15 protein-coding genes and 1 pseudogene are annotated in these 17681 nt (G+C 59.6%); 5 read left to right on the top strand and 11 right to left on the bottom strand.

The features are described from left to right. Nucleotides 1–3: 3 nt before the first annotated feature. The 5 genes from MJP36_RS11920 to MJP36_RS28100 all read right to left on the bottom strand — a co-directional run bounded on the left by MJP36_RS11920 (nucleotide 4) and on the right by MJP36_RS28100 (nucleotide 4421). Nucleotides 4–567 (bottom strand): nucleotidyltransferase family protein, encoded by a 564-nt coding sequence (locus tag MJP36_RS11920; RefSeq protein ID WP_090372344.1) that lies wholly within the window; start codon nucleotides 565–567, stop codon nucleotides 4–6. A gap of 55 nt (nucleotides 568–622) precedes the next feature. Further along, nucleotides 623–1981: a chromate efflux transporter gene (gene chrA / locus MJP36_RS11915; RefSeq protein WP_244385414.1), complete on the bottom strand. Its 1359-nt coding sequence runs from the start codon at nucleotides 1979–1981 to the stop codon at nucleotides 623–625. 82 nt (nucleotides 1982–2063) lie between these two features. Then, nucleotides 2064–2798, bottom strand: a complete 735-nt coding sequence (locus MJP36_RS11910) for a BPL-N domain-containing protein (RefSeq protein WP_244385413.1) — start codon at nucleotides 2796–2798, stop codon at nucleotides 2064–2066. A gap of 86 nt (nucleotides 2799–2884) precedes the next feature. Continuing rightward, nucleotides 2885–3511 (bottom strand): glutathione S-transferase family protein, encoded by a 627-nt coding sequence (locus tag MJP36_RS11905; RefSeq protein WP_244385412.1) that lies wholly within the window; start codon nucleotides 3509–3511, stop codon nucleotides 2885–2887. 217 nt (nucleotides 3512–3728) lie between these two features. Then, nucleotides 3729–4421 (bottom strand): methyl-accepting chemotaxis protein, encoded by a 693-nt coding sequence (locus MJP36_RS28100; protein ID WP_411985054.1) that lies wholly within the window; start codon nucleotides 4419–4421, stop codon nucleotides 3729–3731. A 1603-nt stretch (nucleotides 4422–6024) separates the two neighbouring features. Between MJP36_RS28100 and MJP36_RS11895 the strand changes: the two are divergent. Beyond that, nucleotides 6025–6534, top strand: a pseudogene (locus tag MJP36_RS11895) (AAA family ATPase); the annotation flags it as partial. Between the two features lie 1416 nt (nucleotides 6535–7950). Here MJP36_RS11895 and MJP36_RS11890 read toward each other — a convergent pair. From MJP36_RS11890 to MJP36_RS11880, 3 genes are all read right to left on the bottom strand, one after another. Continuing rightward, nucleotides 7951–8241 (bottom strand): DUF3144 domain-containing protein, encoded by a 291-nt coding sequence (locus MJP36_RS11890; RefSeq protein WP_060755816.1) that lies wholly within the window; start codon nucleotides 8239–8241, stop codon nucleotides 7951–7953. 78 nt (nucleotides 8242–8319) lie between these two features. Next, nucleotides 8320–9015 carry a tRNA (adenine(22)-N(1))-methyltransferase gene (locus MJP36_RS11885; RefSeq protein ID WP_244385410.1) on the bottom strand — a complete coding sequence of 232 codons (696 nt, stop codon included), beginning with the start codon at nucleotides 9013–9015 and terminating at the stop codon, nucleotides 8320–8322. Between the two features lie 13 nt (nucleotides 9016–9028). Beyond that, nucleotides 9029–9739: a FadR/GntR family transcriptional regulator gene (locus tag MJP36_RS11880; protein WP_244385409.1), complete on the bottom strand. Its 711-nt coding sequence runs from the start codon at nucleotides 9737–9739 to the stop codon at nucleotides 9029–9031. 348 nt (nucleotides 9740–10087) lie between these two features. On the opposite strand from MJP36_RS11880, the gene MJP36_RS11875 reads away from it, so the two are divergent. Next, entirely contained in the window at nucleotides 10088–11449 is a 1362-nt protein-coding gene (locus MJP36_RS11875; RefSeq protein WP_060755819.1) for an MFS transporter, read from the top strand. Nucleotides 11450–11468: 19 nt separating this feature from the next. Next, nucleotides 11469–12794: a glucarate dehydratase gene (gene gudD / locus MJP36_RS11870; protein ID WP_244385408.1), complete on the top strand. Its 1326-nt coding sequence runs from the start codon at nucleotides 11469–11471 to the stop codon at nucleotides 12792–12794. Between the two features lie 46 nt (nucleotides 12795–12840). Here gudD and MJP36_RS11865 read toward each other — a convergent pair whose 3' ends face one another. Continuing rightward, nucleotides 12841–14184 carry a hypothetical protein gene (locus tag MJP36_RS11865; protein ID WP_244385407.1) on the bottom strand — a complete coding sequence of 448 codons (1344 nt, stop codon included), beginning with the start codon at nucleotides 14182–14184 and terminating at the stop codon, nucleotides 12841–12843. Nucleotides 14185–15038: 854 nt separating this feature from the next. On the opposite strand from MJP36_RS11865, the gene MJP36_RS11860 reads away from it, so the two are divergent. Then, nucleotides 15039–15449: a hypothetical protein gene (locus MJP36_RS11860; protein ID WP_244385406.1), complete on the top strand. Its 411-nt coding sequence runs from the start codon at nucleotides 15039–15041 to the stop codon at nucleotides 15447–15449. A gap of 79 nt (nucleotides 15450–15528) precedes the next feature. Here the strand turns inward: MJP36_RS11860 and cynS are convergent, their stop codons facing one another. Both cynS and MJP36_RS11850 read right to left on the bottom strand, forming a co-directional pair. Further along, on the bottom strand, nucleotides 15529–15999 hold the full coding sequence (cynS, locus tag MJP36_RS11855) for a cyanase (RefSeq protein WP_060755824.1): 471 nt from the start codon (nucleotides 15997–15999) through the stop codon (nucleotides 15529–15531). Between the two features lie 29 nt (nucleotides 16000–16028). Next, nucleotides 16029–16670 (bottom strand): carbonic anhydrase, encoded by a 642-nt coding sequence (locus MJP36_RS11850; RefSeq protein WP_060755825.1) that lies wholly within the window; start codon nucleotides 16668–16670, stop codon nucleotides 16029–16031. Between the two features lie 111 nt (nucleotides 16671–16781). Here MJP36_RS11850 and cynR point away from each other — a divergent pair, with 111 nt between their 5' ends. Next, complete coding sequence (gene cynR, locus MJP36_RS11845) at nucleotides 16782–17675, top strand: transcriptional regulator CynR (protein ID WP_244385619.1); 894 nt, start codon at nucleotides 16782–16784, stop codon at nucleotides 17673–17675. Nucleotides 17676–17681 lie beyond the last annotated feature (6 nt).

Below are 17681 nucleotides of genomic sequence, written 5' to 3'. Positions count from 1 at the left end.
AAGCTAAGCAGGCGCCACAATCCTCAACCAAGGCCAACGCGCCTGGTAACTCCTGGCCTTCTGCGCAAACAATGCCGGCTCCGGATGCTGCGGGTTGATACGCAACACCCCCTGCGCCACATCCTCCAACCCGTACGGCGCATACACCTCGCCCGTCGCAATCTCCAGGCCGATGCACGTGCCCGCCACCAGGTAACGATCAATCCCCTGCCTGGCCGTGTGCAACTGCGGATAAGGCCGACCGAACCGCTGCGCGTACCAAAGGTGCACCCGCGCCTGATTCTTCACCTCAACGTTGACGCCCAGGTCCTGGAACAGCACTTCGGCCGAACGGATCACCGCATCCTCGGCCTCGTAGGACAAGTCCGTATCGAAATAAAAAACGTCGTAGTCCTTGACGCCCTGGTCAGCAGGCAGCTTCGCCTGATGATTCCACACCGCCTGGAACAGGCAGCCCGCCGTGAGGAAACACTGGTCCACCCCGAGGTCAGGCAGGCGCGCGGTGATTTCGGCGTTGATAGGGTTGGCCATGGCCAGGTCGAGCAGGGTTTTGACGGTCAATGTCATGGTCATCCCTTTCAATCGTTTTCCAGCGGCCAACTGTACAACAGGGCCACGACTCTTAGCGCAACAGATGCACCGCCAAACCGACCAGCGCGCAAGCGATCAACACCTGAATCACCCCGCGCTTGAAATAAAACAGGGCGACCGCCGCCATCAGTGCGATCAACGCGGAAGGCCAATCAAGGCTGGCGCTGAAACCCTTTGGCCACAGCACGTGATACCCGAAGAAGCACGCCAGGTTCAGGATCACGCCAACCACGGCAGCGGTAATGGCGGTCAATGGTGCGGTGAACCTGAGTTCGTTGTGGGTCGACTCCACCAGCGGGCCACCGGCAAGAATGAACAGAAATGAGGGCAGAAAGGTGAACCATGTCACCAGAGACGCGGCGACAGCCCCAGCCAGAAACATTTGATCGGCGCCAAACACCTGCGAGACGTAGGCGCCGACGAAGCCGACGAAGGCCACCACCATGATCAGCGGCCCGGGCGTGGTTTCCCCTAGCGCCAGCCCGTCAATCATCTGTGTCGGGGTCAGCCAGCCATAGTGCCCCACCGCTCCTTGGTAGACATAAGGGAGCACCGCGTAGGCACCGCCAAACGTTAACAGCGCAGCCTTGGTAAAGAACCAGCCCATCTGGGTCAACGTGCCCTGCCAGCCAAACGACAGGATCAAAACAGCCATTGGCAATGCCCACAGTGCAACGCCAAGCAGAGCGAGCGATGCCAATTTCAACCAACTGAACCGGGCATGCTCTGGGGACGGGGTGTCGTCATCGATCAAGGCCGGGCCAAACGTTCTCTTGGCGGCACTATGCCCCCCTGTTCTGAATTTCTCGGGTGCCAGGCGTCCCCCGACATAACCGATCAATGCCGCCCCCAGGACAATCAACGGGAATGGGACATTGAACGCGAAAATTGCGCTGAATGAAGCGGCCGCTATCGCCCATAGCCAATGGTTCTTCAGCGCTCGCGAGCCGATCCTGTGGGCTGCCTGCACAACGATGGCGGTCACGGCAGGCTTGATGCCATAAAACAGGCCCGCTACCACCGGCACTTCGCCGAACGCAACATACAGCCATGACAAAGCGATCAGGATAAACAGTGAGGGCAGCACAAACAGCCCACCCGCGACCACCCCGCCCCAGGTTCGATGCATCAGCCAGCCGATGTAGGTCGCCAACTGCTGAGCCTCCGGCCCAGGCAGCAACATGCAATAGTTGAGCGCATGCAGGAACCTGCGCTCGGATATCCAACGGCGCCGCTCGACCAGTTCCTGATGCATGATCGAGATCTGCCCCGCAGGCCCGCCGAAGCTGATGAAGCCCAACTTCAACCAGAACCAGAAAGACTCCCGCAAACTGACCGCCTGCGGCCTCGACAACGCTTCTTCACCCACGGGTCTCGACACCTTGCTCATTGCGCTGTTCCTCATTCACGAACCCGATGAGTTGCATAATTCGGGGGCGGTGCAATCGTTCGGCCCCGCAATGACAAGCGCTTCAAAAGTTGCGAATCAACGCCCCAAACAGATCGCCACGCGGCATTTTGTTCAACGGGATGTCGGCATTCTCGAACCATTCGCGACCGGCCTCGGGATGCGGGCCGCTCAGCACGACCACACCCTTTTCATAGATATAGCGCGCCGCCGCGACGTCGCCGTTGCGGTAGGTCGCGATGGTTTTGTAGGGCGCGGCCGGGTCGGCTGCGGGAATGTAAGGGCCGTCCTGGAAGAACACATGGTCAGGCTTTCCTTCCCACACGACCTGCACGGCCGCGTCGGCGATGCCGGGCACTTCAAAGCCGGGGCGGCCGGCTTCGCCGTCGAGGTCCTGGGGGATCAGGCCGAGGTTACCGTCATCCGCCAGATAGGCGCCCATGCACAACCCCAGGTAGCGCCCGCCACCGGCGACATAACCGCGAATCGCCTCGGCGCGCGCATCGCCCAGGCTGCGCAGGGCACCGGGAATGTCCTGGCCGCCGCCGGGCTGCACGTAGAGGTCATAGCGCGCCAGGGTTTGTGGCGTGATGTCGATGGCCTCCTGCGCGCCCACATAATCGATCTGATACTCGGGATTGAGGCGGCGCAAGGCATTCGCCACGTTCTCGGAACAGTCATCGCAGCCCGCCGGACCGCGGTAGATGGCGACGTGCTTGATGGGCGTCGCGGCCTCGGCCGGCGACGGCAGCAAAAGCGCGAATGCAATTAACGTGACGGCGACAGCTCGTAAGTTCATGACCGAAGGCTCCTGTACGGACAACGCAAAGCCTATAGCGATTGCGCCCTTCAATCCGTTAACAGTTGTAAACGCCGTGAAGCCCCTTACTTGGCAAACACATACTCCCCACCCTGCTCCACCGCCTTGCGATACGCCGGCCGCGCCTGGAATTTTTTCACCCACGCCGCCAGGTTCGGGTAAGCCTGCAACTTGCCCTGGGCCTTGGCGATTTCGCCGATGAAACTCATCTGGATATCCGCGCCACTGAGCTCATCGCCCAGCAGGTAGGCTTTATCCGCCAGCACGTCGTTCAGGTACCCCAGGTAATTGGCCACTTCCGATTCGATCCTCGGGTGCAACGGCGCGCCAGCGTCACCAAGGCGGCCGACGTAGAGGTTGAGCATCAGCGGCAGCATCGCCGAGCCTTCGGCGAAGTGCAGCCATTGCACGTATTGGTCATAGGTGGCCGTGGCGGGATCGGGTTGCAGGCGGCCCTGGCCATAATGGCGGATCAGGTAGTCGATAATGGCAGCGGATTCGATCAGAACTTGGCCACCGTCTTCGATCACCGGGGATTTGCCCAACGGGTGGATGGCCTTGAGCTCGGGCGGCGCGAGATTGGTCTTGGGGTCGCGCTGGTAGCGCTTGATCTCGTAAGGCAGGCCGAGTTCTTCGAGCAGCCAGAGGATGCGTTGCGAGCGCGAGTTGTTGAGGTGGTGAACGGTGATCATGGTAGCTCCGCTGAACGAAAGTGAGGTGTCCTGGAAAGAGACTACGCCACCGCCCGGGAGTGCCCACCTAATTTACTTGTAGTGAGCGGGCTCGCCCCGCGCTGGGTTGCGTAGCAGCCCCAAAACCAGGCACCTCGGTCTTTCTGAAACACCGCAGTGACAGGGTTTAGGGCGGCTGCGCCCCCCAGCGCGGGGCAAGCCCGCTCACTACAAACGCTCAGCCCAATCGAAAGCGCGCGGTGTTATCGCTCAATGCCCGGCTGCCTTTGCTCAAGGTGTCCGCCGCCTGATTCACGGCACGCGCGCCATCGAGCAGGCGCCCTGCCGCTTGGTCAACCTGCTGGATATTACCGCTCACTTCATCCGCCGTGGCAGCCTGTTCTTCCACCGCCGCGGCAATCTGCGCCAGGGTGTCGGTGACATTTTGTACCGCGCCTGCGATTTCGCCCAGGCGTGCCCCCAGGCCGGTGACTGACTCGGCGTCGGTCAGGGCTTGCTCGCACGCCGCGCCCATCAAGGTGACCGCCTGGCTGACGGTTGCACGCAGGCTGTCCACGGTGCCGGCGATCTGCGCCGTGGACGCCTGGGTGCGTTGCGACAGGCTGCGCACTTCATCGGCCACCACGGCAAAACCGCGCCCCTGTTCGCCGGCGCGAGCGGCTTCGATGGCGGCGTTGAGCGCCAGCAGGTTGGTCTGTTCGGCAATACCACGAATGGTATCGACCACCGATTGAATCTGCTGGCCTTGCTGGCTGACCTGTTCCAAGGCGTTGGCGGTGTCGGTCAGGCGCTGGTTGAGTTGCTGGATGCTCGCCGTAGTGCGCTGGCTGTCGCGACTGCTGTCCTCGGCAATGCTGCGGGTGTGCTGGGCACTTCCAGAGGCTTGCTCGCAACTTCTGGCGACACCCATCGAAGTGGCGGCCAGTTGGGTGGCGGCGGCGGCAATCTGGCTGATCTGGTGCTGCTGGTCTTCGACCTCGGTGAGGGTGCTGCCCGATTGTGCGTTGAGGGTGTGTACGGCCGAACCGAGTTGCTGGGTTTCGTGATTGACGCCCAACAGGCTGGTGCGCAGTTGCACCACGGCAGCGTTGAGTGCGGCGCTGATCAGCGCCAGTTCATCACGGCCTTCAACCGCCACTTCGATACACAGGTTGCCGTCGCGCAGGGACTCGGCCAGCGTGGTGATGCCGCTGGCGCTACGGCGGATCGAGGCTTGCAGGCACATGAACAGGTACAGTGCGGCCAACGCCAACAGACTGAACGTCGCCGCCACCGGAATAAACTGTTTGAGCGATTGGTCGTGGTAGTAACCCAGGCGCGCATCCAACGCGTGCAGCGACTGGCTGCGCAACGCGCCCAGGGCACCGAGCACGGCGTCGACACTGCTGTCGAACGCGGCAGTATCGAGCTTGATGGTGCCGCCGAATACGCCCTCGTCCAACGTCTTGAGTTGGTTGTCCAGCAACTGCAGGCTGCTGTCATATTGGGCAGTCCACGGCTCAAGACCCGGATATTGCTTGGCCTTGAGCGAAGCGGCGGCTTTGACCAACTGATCCCGGGCATCGCCGATACGGCCGCGCAGGTCACGCATCTGCAAGCGGCTTTGCAAGGTGAACTGCCCCGAGGCAATGGACGACTCACCGACGCTGGCGGTGCGGCCGATGCGCTCGATCAGGTCCGGCGTGTACTGGCTGGAAATCTGCATCAGCAGGTAGGTTTCCAGCCAGGGATCGAGGATCAGGCCGGTATCCAGGGTGATCTGCTCGCGCAGGGTTTGCATGGCGGTCAAGGCGGCGGTGAAGCGGTCATAACCGTCCGGCCACCAGCCCACGGCACGCAAGGACTGGGTGTCCATGCCCTTGACGGCGGCCTGCAACGCCTCGAAACGCGCCAGGGTGTCGGCGCTGGCGTGCTCAGTGTTGAACACATCGCCCAAGGCTTGCAGGCTCTGCTGGATCAGCGGGTTAGCGGCATCGACCTTGTCCATCGCAGCCTGGGCGGCAGGGGTTGGCGCACGCAGGATGTCCACGGCCTTCCAGCGCGCAGCGAGGTTGCGTTGTGCGGTGAGCTGGCTGTCGAGCGCGTCCAGGGCCAACAACTGGCGAACGCCGGACTGTTCGCTGGCAATCACCGCGAGCTTGTCGCGATAGCCCTGCCCGATCAGCCACACGCTCGCGGCCAACGGCAGCATGAACAGGAAAAACAAGACTTGGAACTTGCGTGCGAAACCGAAACGGCCGAGCAAACGGATACCCGGTGATAAAAGACTGTGCATCGCCGACCACTCCCCCAAACAGCTTAGAAATGACTAAAAGCAAAATGCCATGTCATTGATTAAACTGGCTCAAGCAAGATGTGGGCCGTTGGTGCCGAGGCCGAAAACAGGCGCTTCTACACCGACTGCCCACTCAGGCGCGCACGAAAATGGGGCGAAAGCACTCAGTGTTGCGTGCACGTCTGTAACCCGTCGAGACGGGCCTTGGAATTTTATGCTTTCAGCAAAGGATCTGCCCATGCAACGCATCATCATCCTCGGTAACGCCGGCAGCGGTAAATCAACCCTGGCCCGCGAACTGGGTAAGCGCCTGGCAGCACCGGTGGTACACCTGGACAAGTTGTTCTGGGAACCGAACTGGGTAGAGGTCGATAACGAAATCTTCCGCAAGCGGATCAGGCAAGCGATTGCCGCGGACAAATGGATCTGCGAAGGCAATTACGCACGACGTAGCTTCGACCTGCGCCTGCCGCGAGCCGACCTGATCATCTGGCTCGACACTCCGCGCACCACGTGCTTGTGGCGTGTGCTGGTACGCAGCCTGCTGGACCGACCACGTACAGACAAACCGACGGGGTGCAAGGAAAAGCTCGACAGAGAGTTCCTGGCTTTCCTGAGTTACTGCTGGAACTATGACCGCCTGAGCCGAGCAGGCATTGAGGCCGCACGCTTGACGGTCGCACCGCAGGTTCCGGTGATTCACTTACGCAATACGCGGGAGGTGGCTGAGTTTTTGATGAGACTGCCCATCCCAACAACGCTCGCTGAATCTTGCTATACGGCTAGGCCAGCACCGCTGCCGAAAACAGCCGCCCCCCGAAACTGGCATTCATTGGTCAGCAGTTGGGATGGCTTTGACCGCGAGGCCGGTCTACTGGCGATTCGGTCAGAACAAACCAGCGAGCGGTTATCAGCAATTATCGTACGACTCAATGACTGGGTGCCCCAAGTTCGCGAGGCCGCGAAAACCGCACTCGGTGACTATTTGACGCCCAAATATGCACCTTGGCTGATCGCTCAACTTCCCGCACTTCTCGCGCTCGAAATGCGCAAGCGCGAAAACCATCGAGTCACACTCGACAATCTCCAAGCGCTGCTGGCAACACCGGAATGCCTGCCACTGTGCGCCCCTGCCTTGCCCACCAGCCGTGGCCAGTGCGCTCGCTTGCTCTTTCGGGTCCTTGCTCAATCAATGACGGACGATGAACGGGAGCCGTTTCTGATAATGAGCTTGCATCACCCCGACTTCAGCGTACGTCGAGCGGCCCTTGGACGGGCCATGGAACTGCCACAAGCCGCGGCTCAACGGGCTGTCGCATTCGGACTCGCCAGCAACAGCAGCATTCTCAGGAGGCTTTCGTTTCTGGAGGCGGTCCGGATACCAACGGGTCGTACTCGGTTGATCGAAGACTTTTTAACGGACCCCTCACCGGCAACCAGGTCGACAGCGTTATGGGCCGCAAAAAAATATGGCGTCGAACCCATGCATGTCCTGCAGACGCACCTGCGTGGCAATACACCCGAGACGAAAGCGCAATGGCTGGGCGTCCTTGGACTGGCACAGGATTTGAACATGCCGGTCCCTGAAGACTGGTTGACTACGGCATTGGAGCAAAAGAGCGGCGCGGTTCGCTCACTGGTGCTGAACATCGAAGGCGGTAACCGACCTGCACGTTTAATTTGCGCGATCGCAGATCCTTCCAAGAGCGTATTTGAGGTAGCGGTCACAGGCTTGCGTTCTCAACCCTGGAGCGTCATAGCATCGGCATTTACCCGCCAACTTGAAGTCCTTTGGGCCACCTTGACCGCTGATAGACGCCAGGCGCTGCTTGGCTTGATGCCCAAATGGACTCAAGCTGGATTTCTTCTCCAGCAACTTCAAATCGCACCGACTGAGCCGTCTTCACTTGAGCAGATTCGCCTCTGGGCCGACGCCCAGGTCTATGCGATTACCGACCGCGATACGCCGAAAAACGAGCGCGACCCGATCATTGAACGGCTGATGACACTTGAGGCGGGCCGGGCATTGCCAGCCGGTATCATCTCCAGACTCACATAAGGTATGACGTGCAATACAGCGCGCACGGCCCGACGCTCCGCTTACCACTGGAAAAAAACGACAGGCAGACACCGGGACGCGGTGGGCGCAGTCAGTGCCGACGGCCTATTTGGCGAGCATATACCGACTGAAATTATTGATGTGATCATCCAGATTATCCTCAAGCATCATCCGGTACTGATCACAGAAATACTTCAGCATGGCCTCCCGCGCCTCGGCCATTTCTGCGCCGGACTTGAAATTGCGAGCACTGGCCCAGGCGTTGAAACGCGTGGTGCCGAACATCATCGAGGCACTGACCTCGCCAAGGTTTTCACAGGTCTTGAGCTGCTCGTTCGACAGTTCGATGTGCGCGTCGGCACGGTCGTAGAAGGCTTGGTCGGTGGTATCGGCCATGGCGGGGTCCTGGGTCAGCGAATGAAGGGCCGCATTGGAGCATAAGACGTCAACCTCAGGCGACCGAAGCCTGCGCCTTCACGCCAGCAATTCACTAATCCAGCGCACCTCTCGGGCCACTTCCTGCACCTTCGCCGGCGGCACCGCTTGCCGCGCCTGTTCAAAGCTGGCCAGGGTCTTGTGCTTCTGACGCAGCAGGCGTTGCCACTTGGCCAGGAACACCGGGCTGCGCGCTTGCATCTGCAAGGGGCCGAAATACAGTTGTTCGGCGCTGTAGGTCACGGGCCCGGCGCGTTCAGCCACGATGATTTCGTAGTAGAAGCGGTTCTCGTGCAACAGCTCTTCGTGCAGGATCGAGTAGCCATTGTCCATCAACCACTGGCGCAACGGTTGCTCACCACCGTTGGGTTGCAGGATCAGGCGTTCCAGGCCGCTCAGGCACGCCTTCCCGGCGTCGAGGATGTCGCGAATGGTTTCGCCGCCCATGCCGCAGAGGCTGATCGCGGTGATCCCGTCCCCCGGCTCGATCGCCGCCAAGCCATTGGCCAGGCGCACGGTAATGTGTTGTTCCAGGCCATTGTCGCGCACGGTACGTTGGGCGGCGTGGAATGGTGTGGTCGCGACCTCCCCCGCCACCGCGGCGGTGATCACGCCACGGTGCATCAACGCCACCGGCAGGTAGGCGTGATCGGAGCCGATATCGGCCAGGCGCGATTCGGCCGGCACGTTGGCGGCCACGCGCTCCAGGCGCATGGACAGCGTGTGTTCGTTCAACGGTTGGTCCTTTTCATTCCCCGGAAAATCGATCCCGGCTATTGGTCAAATGCAACACCATGGCGGCCCGCGCGGCGTCCGGGTCCTGACGCCTGATCGCGTTGAAGATCGCCTCATGCTCCAGGTTCGCCAGTTGCCCCAGCCTGGCAAAATCCGCCCCGCCGCGTTCGGCGCCCTTGACCTGGGTACGCGGAATCATCGCATTGCCCAGGTGCGCCATGATCTCGGTAAAAAACGTATTACCGGTGGCTTCGGCGATCAATTGGTGGAAGCGCTTGTCTTCCTCCACGCAACTGTCGTTATTGGCCAGTGATGCCTGATAGTCATCCAGCGCCTGGCGCATACGGGCCAGTTGTTCATCCGACCGGCGCAGTGCCGCCAGCGCCACAGCCTGCACCTCCAGGCCCAGGCGCAACTCAAGCATGTTGCGCACACTGGCGACCGTATCCACATGCAGGCGCAAGCCCTGCTGTGCGCGTGGCTCCAGCACGAAGGTGCCGATACCGTGACGCGTCTCCACCAGGCCGGATGCCTGCAATTTGGAAATGGCTTCGCGCACCACGGTACGACTTACGCCGTGCTCCAGCACGATGCTGGATTCGGACGGCAGTTTTTCGCCGGGCTTGAGTTGCCCGAGCAGGATGCGCTGGGTCAGCGCGTCGACCACGCCTTGGGCCAGGTTGCTGGAGCGTCTACGGACAAGTGTTCCGTTTTCAATGGGCATCACTGCAGGTCCACAGGGTTGGGCTGGAGGGAGCTTAACACTCCCTATCCGAGCCTGGCAGGCTAGGTTCACAAGACACTCAACTTGTATGACAACCAACTTGATCAATCTGCATTTCAACGCCCTCTGCCGCCAGCCCCAGATAACGTCGGCTTTGCTCGACAACGCTAAAAAAATCTATAACCACCAATAAACATGGGCAAATAACCATAAAATCTATTTCGATGGCGGCCTTATAAGCACAAAAACATCAATCACCCAATTGCGAATCCAAGAACACCACTTGTATGATGTCTATCAACAACACACAAACCCGCATAAAAATAAATCAGGGGGAGTTTTCGAGTCATGAGCCATTCAAATCCAGCATCCGCCGCTGCAGAAAACGAATCGGTGCTCAGCCGCACCGTCAGCAAAGTGAAGAGCCATGTGCTCCCCCTGTTCGTGATCATGTTCATCCTCAACTACATCGACCGGGTCAATATCGGCTTCGTGCGCACGCATATGGAGCACGACCTGGGCATCGGCGCCGCCGCCTATGGCCTGGGTGCCGGACTGTTCTTCATCGGCTACGCGCTCTTCGAAGTGCCCTCCAATCTGCTGCTGCAGAAGGTCGGCGCACGGATCTGGCTGACCCGCATCATGTTCACCTGGGGCATCGTCGCCACGCTGATGGCGTTCATCCAGAACGAAACCCACTTCTACATCCTGCGCTTTTTACTGGGCGTGGCCGAAGCGGGCTTTTTCCCGGGGGTGATCTACTACTTCACCCGCTGGCTGCCGGGTGTTGAACGCGGCAAAGCGATCGCCATCTTCCTCAGCGGCTCGGCCGTGGCCTCACTGATTTCCGGGCCGTTGTCGGGCGCGTTGTTGCAGATCGAAGGGTTCGGTTTCCACGGCTGGCAATGGATGTTCGCCATCGAAGGCCTGGCGTCCGTGGCGTTGGGGTTCTTCGTGTGGTTCTGGCTCGACTCCAAACCCCACGACGCCCAATGGCTGACCCGTGAAGAACAGGATGCACTGGTGAGCGCCATCGACCAGGAGCAGCGCGACCGTGAAGCGCTGACCACGGTCAAGCCGACCCTCGGCAAGCTGCTCAAGGACCGTCAGATCCTGTTGTTCTGCGCCTTGTACTTCTGCATCCAACTGACGATCTACGCGGCCACCTTCTGGCTGCCCAGCATCATCAAGAAGATGGGCGATTTGAACGACGTGCAGGTCGGTTTTTTCAACTCGATCCCGTGGTTGATCTCGATCATCGCCATGTATGCCTTCGCCGCGCTATCGGGCAAATTCAAGTTCCAGCAGGCCTGGGTTGCCGCTGCGCTACTGATTGCCGCAGCGGGCATGTTCATGTCCACCACCGGCGGACCGATCTTTGCCTTTGTGGCGATCTGTTTTGCAGCCATCGGTTTCAAGTCCGCCTCTTCGCTGTTCTGGCCAATCCCCCAGGGTTACCTGGACGTGCGCATCGCCGCCGCCGTGATCGCCCTGATCAACTCCATCGGCAACCTGGGCGGTTTCGTGGCACCGACCACGTTCGGCTTTCTGGAGCAGACCACCGGCTCGATCCAGGGCGGCCTCTATGGCCTGGCCGGCACCTCGGTGCTGGCGGCGATTCTGGTGTTCTTCGCCAAGACGTCGCCCTCTGCCGCGTTGCCTGCGCCAAGCGTTACACCAACGGCCACCGCTATCAGCAAACCTCTTTGAGCCCATTCAGGACATCACCATGACTACCCCCGTCATCACCCACTTCCAAGTCATCCCCGTGGCCGGCCATGACAGCATGCTGCTGAACCTGAGCGGCGCCCACGGCCCCTTCTTTACCCGCAATATCGTGATTCTCAAGGACAGCAGCGGCCATACCGGCGTCGGTGAAGTGCCCGGCGGCGAACGCATCCGCGAAACCCTGGAGGACGCGCGCAGCCTGGTAGTTGGCCACCCCATCGGCCAGTACCAGCGCATCCTCAACCAGATGCGCAGCACCTTTGCCTCACGCGATGCTGCGGGCCGTGGGCTGCAGACCTTTGACCTGCGCATCACCATCCATGCGGTCACCGCCGTGGAAGCGGCCCTGCTCGACCTGCTGGGCCAATACCTTGAAGTGCCGGTGGCTGCCCTGCTCGGCGAAGGCCAACAGCGCGATGCGGTAAAAATGCTCGGTTACCTGTTCTATATCGGCGACCGCACAACGACCAACCTGGCCTACCGCAACGAGGCGCACGCAGAGGACGAGTGGTTGCGCTTGCGCCACGAACCAGCCCTGACCAGTGAGGCCGTGGTGCGCCTGGCCGAAGCCGCCAAAGCCAGATATGGCTTCAACGACTTCAAGCTCAAGGGTGGTGTCTTGAGCGGCGATGCGGAAATCGAAGCGGTTACCGCCCTCGCCGAACGCTTCCCGGATGCGCGCATCACCCTCGACCCGAACGGGGCCTGGTCACTCAAGGAAGCCATCCGCCTGTGCCGTGACCAACACCATGTGCTCGCCTATGCCGAGGACCCATGCGGTGCGGAAAATGGCTATTCAGGCCGCGAAGTCATGGCTGAATTCCGCCGTGCCACGGGCCTCAAGACCGCGACCAATATGATCGCCACCGACTGGCGCGAAATGGGCCACGCCATCCAGTTGCAGTCCGTGGACATTCCCCTCGCCGATCCGCATTTCTGGACGATGCAAGGCTCGGTGCGCGTGGCGCAGATGTGCAACGACTGGGGCCTGACCTGGGGTTCGCACTCCAACAACCACTTCGATATTTCCCTGGCGATGTTCACCCAGGTCGCGGCGGCGGCACCCGGTGATATCACGGCCATCGACACCCACTGGATCTGGCAGGACGGCCAACGCCTGACGCGCGAACCGCTGAAAATCGAAGGTGGCTACGTGAAGGTGCCGGCCAAGCCGGGCCTGGGTGTGGAGATCGACATGGACGCGGTGGCCAAGGCCCACGAAGTCTATAAAGGCATGGGCCTGGGTGCGCGGGATGACAGCGTGGCCATGCAGTTCCTGATCCCGGGCTGGCGCTTCAATAACAAGCAGCCTTGCCTGGTGCGCTAGGCACGTCGTTCGATGCAGCGCATTGTAAGGTTGGCGGCTTGAGGTATCAGGGCTTGATATTTCTCAATATCGTGAATAAGTGACCAGGCCAGATCCAGCGCTGGGTGGGCTGATCGCGGGTCTCTGCGAGGGCATCCAAAATCGTGCGATTAGCCGCGTCGGTGGCAGGTACACCCAGGGTTGAGGGCGGCGGCGTTTTCTCGCCAGGGGAGTCCGACGGCGTGCTCAATCTGCCAGTGGCCGAGTCAATCGCATAACCGCAAGCCTTGCCATATTCGGTGAGGCTCCAGACACCGTTGATGACGACGGCGACTGATTTGTCGGGCGGCAGCCTTATGGCCTTGTTTGTGGTACGAACGGCATAGTCTTCGAAGCTGATTTTTTTGAAGGTGGCGAACTCGCTGCCAAGGGGCGGTTGATCATCGCCTTCATTGGAGAATTTGTTCACCATTCGCTCCAGGAACGGTATGCCGCCAAGGTTGGTGAACGCCCCGTGGTCCGGATGCAGGATGTACCGCAAAAAACCCTGATCGACACGGGTGCTGTTGATCGCCGAACCGTTCAGGATGCGAGAGGCGATCTGCGCCTCCTCTTTCTTGAAATCGAAAGTGACCCGGTAGCCGTCGGCGTCATAACCATTATTGCCACCCACCGTTTGCCGACCGTCACTGGAGCGCCGATAGTCACCCAGGATCACGGCCACTTGAGTGACATGAGCCAGGTTAGCGCCCTCCGCTTGAGCATAAGCAAACATATCCGCAATTAAGTTTCGATCCTCAATAGTAAGAAAGTCGCAGGGGTTTTGAGCCATGTTGTAGAAGGTGGCAGGTGGAAGGGCAACGGGTGGCTCAGTGCCGCGAAACAAGCGCGAAATCATCAGGTCTCGCCCGTTGACAGGTATCGACTTCAAGCTGGGCGCTGGCGTTGATTGCAACTCTTCCCATGCCGCACGCCGCTCATTGATGGTGAAAGAACCACCCGCGTCATGGGCAATCAAGCTGAGCTGGTCACGCACAACGCCTTTAAAAGGATTGCTGTCGACTCCGTTGACGAAACCTGTCGCTTGACGGGCCCGTGCCAGAAGCTCCGGATCAGTCGTGTCGGGAATCTCTACATCATGCTGTGTTTTATTGGCGAGATAGTAGGTGCCGATAATCGAATCGATTGGGTTGGTGTTCTTCTGGTCGATACGGGCTTCAGCACGCGTTGCGGCTTCATTCAACTGACGAGCAAGCGGCGAAACGCTGCTGGTTGCAGGGTCTCCACCCGTGACAACAGCGACATCCATCTTATTTTTATCAGGTAGAGCGAGGGACGGGATAGCAACGTTACCAGCCTTGCCTGCCACACGGCTGTCAGGCAAGGATGTATAAGAACTTAAAATAATCATGGGCATGCACCCCTGAACAACATTGCTATATAAGAACAACCCTGAATTATCACTACGCAAAACAGCTCACACTAAACTTGACCGAACACACATTACACTTCATTAATCCCTATATCTGAATGTTACCGAATCTACTCCCGCGGGGTGTGCCAAAGGTGGAATCCCTCCCCAGACAGAATGTCGGATAATCACTCGTGAACCGTGATTGAAAGCCTGATCATTAAAGTCCGACAGCGTTCCGGAGGTATTAGGATAAATAACGGCACAATTTTCTTGAGAGCTGTAGGGACGGTAGTAACACAGTTTCACCTCCTCCTTGATACTTTGAGGGTAATAGGTCGTTCTCCATTGGATCTCCAACAACTGCTTGGGATCGGTAAGGGTACCTGTGGGGATATCCGAGGTATTAACATAAAAACTTGTCGATCCGAAGCCTGGATCTTCATTCGAAGTCGACAGAACAAGGACAGAGCCAGGCGCACTTGTTTTAGTGATCAGTCGCTCCAACGCGAAAACTTCTCCGCTGGCAGAAATCAGCGCTGCCCCTAACAAAGCTAGAATAAAATTTCGCGCACTCACACAAAACCACAAAGCCGTCGAGCTTTTCATAATCATCACCATAGCGTCAAAAGTTGAGTACCTAAGGTTCCAATCAATCCAGCCGTATGAATCACGCTATTACCCTTGCACGTTTTATCAACTCAAGTAACCCCACAACTTCCTAAAAACACGAAGTCCTCATCTGTCATACTTGAAAGTAAGACTTCGTCAGCAACTTCCTAGTCCCGCACAGCCTCTACTCAACCCGCCCATTTCACGTCATGATGTGCCCCCCATATCAAGGACGTTAAACAATGAAAGTATCCCTCGCCGCCTGGGTACTGGTGCTTTTACCCGGTGTGGCCTGCGCGCTCCCCGTCCTGAAAGACACCACGCTCTACACCGACACCGCCCACGACTGCCAAGACGTCGATCTCGCCACCTGGCAACACCCGACCCGTGCGCTGCTGGAGAAAAACCATTTTCAGCTTGAACGCATCCAGCTCTGCAACGATGGGCACTACCCGGTTTTCCATGTGCAAGCGCCCTACGACCCGCGCGGCCAGACCAAGGATTTTTACCTGCCGTTGTATGAACGCATGCGCAAGGCCAACGGCAAATGGCCGTTCGCCCTGGTGGATAACAGCGATGCGGTAGTGGTGTATGTGAGCTACCCCAAAGACGATGGGATTTCCCTGAATTACGAGGGCTTCGAAGCGCCGTAGTCATTCGGAGCCCGAGACCTGCTGGATTTTGCTGCAACGTGAACCGGCGCCTCACGGCGCCGGTTTTTTTATCTCGCGATCAGAACGGTTTGGTCGGCAGGTATTTGCCATCCAGAGTGATCACGGCGCGGGAGCCGCCGTCCGGATCATCGACCTTTTTGACGTCCAGCTTGAAGTTGATGGCGCTGATGATGCCGTCGCCAAACTTCTCGTGAACCAGCGCCTTGAGCGTGGTGCCGTAGACCTGAATCATTTCGTAGAAGCGGTAGATCGTCGGGTCGGTGGGAATGCCGTTGCCGAGGCTGCCGCGCAACGGAATCGTTTGCAGCAGGGCGACCGCGTCCGCGTCCAGGCCCAGGGTGTCGGCCACCTTTTGCGCGGCGTCCGCCGGCAGTGGGTGCTGGCCTAGCAAGGCGGCGGTAACGAAGGCTTCATGCAGGCCGGTGCCTTCGGCAATCTGGGCGAACGACAGGTCTTTGCGGGCCTTGGCCAACAGGATGACGTCGGTCAGGGCAAGGCGGGTGTTCTGGCTGATTTGCGACTGGATCATGGTTTATCTCCGTGGGTAAACATCAGGGGTTAGTGCGAAACGGCCCGCACGCTCGGGTTGTCGGCGAGGGCGACGAATTTGCCGGTACGGTTGTCGAAGGCTTGGATGCCGCCGCTTTCGATGTCGTAGACCCAGCCATGCAGGGTCACCCGCCTCTCTTCAAGGGCAAGGCGAACCGAAGGGTGAGTCTGGATATTGGCCAATTGCGCGATCACGTTTTCACGCACCATGGCGGCGACTTTCGCGGGCACATCGACATGCTGGCGGGCCTCGTTGACCACCCGGCCAGAATCGGCGTAACGCAACCAGCCGGCTACGGCGGGCATGTGGTCCAGGCACGTGCAGGTGGCGATGGCGGTCATCGCACCGCAATCGGAATGCCCACAGATCACGATATCGCTGACTTGCAGGGCAGCCACCGCGTATTCCACCGAGGCCGACACACCTCCGGGCTCCGGGCCGTAGGACGGCACGATATTGCCGGCGTTGCGGATCACGAACAGGTCGCCTGGCTCGCGCTGCGTGACCAACTCAGGCACCAGGCGGCTGTCGGAGCAGGAGATGAACAGCGCTCGCGGGCTCTGCTGGTTGGCGAGGTCTTTGAACAAGCCGGCGCGCTCGGGGAAGGCATGGCGTTGAAACTTCAGGAAACCTTCGATGATGTCTTGCATGGGTGACTCCGTGGGTTCGCGATGCGATGGAGCAGAGGTTACGCAGCAGTCTAAATAAGGTAAAAGTCTCAAATATTATCCAGAGCATTAGATAATCTTATGAAATCAAACATGCTGGCACGGCACATCCAGTACTTTTTGGCCGTGGCACAACACGCAGGCTTTACCAAAGCGGCCGAGGCCTTGCATGTCTCGCAACCGGCGCTCTCACAGCAAATACGGCAGTTGGAGGAAAGCCTCGGCGCGCAATTATTCGATCGCTCGGGTCGCAAGACACGCCTGACCGATGCCGGCGAGGTTTACCAGCGTTACGCATTGAGGGCCGCGCAGGAGCTGCAGCAAGGTCAGCGTGCGATTCATGACGTAGGCGATTTGAGCCGGGGGTCGCTACGGATCGCGTTCACGCCCACCTTCACCACTTACCTTGTCGGGCCGCTGATGGAAGCTTTCCACCGCCGCTATCCGAACATCACCTTGAGCCTGCATGAGGTCGCCCAGGAAGCGCTGGAACGCCAGCTACTGGCCGACGAGCTGGACGTGGGGATCGCCTTTGATGAGGTGCACGCGCAGGACATCGAGGCCACCCCACTGCTGGTTGAAACCCTGGCGCTGGTGGTCGGCTGTCAGCATCCGCTGGCCGGGGAACGGACTATCGGCCTGCCGGCGCTGAACGCCGAATCCCTGATTTTGTTGAGCCAAGCGTTCGCTACCCGCGAGCAAATCGACCTCTACTTCAACCAACACGGCATTCGCCCACGCGTGGTGATGGAGGCCAACGTCATCGGCGCGCTGATTGAGGGAGTGCGCAGGACGACCCTGTCGACCCTGTTGCCCGCCGCCATTGCGCGGGCGCATCCGGGGTTGGTCGCGATTGAACTGGGGCCACAGCGCCTGCAACGCACGGCCGTGTTGATGCAGCGTAAAGGGGTGTACCCGTCAGCGGCGGCGCGGGCGTTCAGGGAGGTCGCCGAGGAAGTCGCGTCAGCGCTGGAGGCAAGCCGTTGAGCCTTC

It is taken from the genome of Pseudomonas palleroniana, assembly GCF_022836895.1.
Classification (GTDB): Bacteria; Pseudomonadota; Gammaproteobacteria; order Pseudomonadales; family Pseudomonadaceae; genus Aquipseudomonas; species Aquipseudomonas palleroniana.
Note: the sequence above shows the minus strand (reverse complement) of the source record. Positions and strands in the feature narration are given on the sequence as shown.

Coding starts and splice junctions, on each gene's coding strand:
- cynR (WP_244385619.1), top strand. CDS start 16,782: ATGCTGGCACGGCACATCCAGTACTTTTTGGCCGTGGCACAACACGCA.
- gudD (WP_244385408.1), top strand. CDS start 11,469: ATGACTACCCCCGTCATCACCCACTTCCAAGTCATCCCCGTGGCCGGC.
- MJP36_RS11860 (WP_244385406.1), top strand. CDS start 15,039: ATGAAAGTATCCCTCGCCGCCTGGGTACTGGTGCTTTTACCCGGTGTG.
- MJP36_RS11865 (WP_244385407.1), bottom strand. CDS start 14,184: ATGATTATTTTAAGTTCTTATACATCCTTGCCTGACAGCCGTGTGGCA.
- MJP36_RS11905 (WP_244385412.1), bottom strand. CDS start 3,511: ATGATCACCGTTCACCACCTCAACAACTCGCGCTCGCAACGCATCCTC.
- MJP36_RS11850 (WP_060755825.1), bottom strand. CDS start 16,670: ATGCAAGACATCATCGAAGGTTTCCTGAAGTTTCAACGCCATGCCTTC.
- MJP36_RS11880 (WP_244385409.1), bottom strand. CDS start 9,739: ATGCCCATTGAAAACGGAACACTTGTCCGTAGACGCTCCAGCAACCTG.
- cynS (WP_060755824.1), bottom strand. CDS start 15,999: ATGATCCAGTCGCAAATCAGCCAGAACACCCGCCTTGCCCTGACCGAC.
- MJP36_RS11875 (WP_060755819.1), top strand. CDS start 10,088: ATGAGCCATTCAAATCCAGCATCCGCCGCTGCAGAAAACGAATCGGTG.
- MJP36_RS11890 (WP_060755816.1), bottom strand. CDS start 8,241: ATGGCCGATACCACCGACCAAGCCTTCTACGACCGTGCCGACGCGCAC.
- chrA (WP_244385414.1), bottom strand. CDS start 1,981: ATGAGCAAGGTGTCGAGACCCGTGGGTGAAGAAGCGTTGTCGAGGCCG.
- MJP36_RS11910 (WP_244385413.1), bottom strand. CDS start 2,798: ATGAACTTACGAGCTGTCGCCGTCACGTTAATTGCATTCGCGCTTTTG.
- MJP36_RS28100 (WP_411985054.1), bottom strand. CDS start 4,421: ATGGGTGTCGCCAGAAGTTGCGAGCAAGCCTCTGGAAGTGCCCAGCAC.
- MJP36_RS11920 (WP_090372344.1), bottom strand. CDS start 567: ATGACATTGACCGTCAAAACCCTGCTCGACCTGGCCATGGCCAACCCT.